Origin of the sequence: Polaromonas sp. CT11-55 (genome assembly GCF_047303325.1) — a bacterium.
GTDB lineage: Bacteria > Pseudomonadota > Gammaproteobacteria > Burkholderiales > Burkholderiaceae_C > Polaromonas.
Genome location: NZ_JBKBEX010000103.1, coordinates 1 through 229 on the forward strand (window position 1 = coordinate 1; position 229 = coordinate 229).

The window sequence follows — 229 nt, forward strand, 5'->3', positions numbered from 1 at the left end:
GCCCACCCCATCCTGCGCTTCTTCCGCTTCGGCGCGGGCACGGGCGAGGGGCCGGCCTCGCCCAGCGTGTCGCGCCAGCTGCTGATCGCGCCCGCCGCGGTGGCGCGCCGCCTGGGTCTGGCGCCCGGCGACACCGCGCTGCGTCTGCAACGTGTGCGCGCGCTGTCGGGCCAGCCCTGTGTTTATGAAGAAATCTGGCTGCCGCTGGCCCTGTTCGCCGGGCTTGGCG

The 229-nt window shown here is 74.7% G+C and carries 1 protein-coding gene; it reads left to right on the forward strand.

Translation table 11 applies throughout. From position 1 onward, the window contains the following. The coding region (locus ACEN8I_RS24230; RefSeq protein WP_413331207.1) for a UTRA domain-containing protein at window positions 1-229 on the forward strand (229 nt) is incomplete at both ends.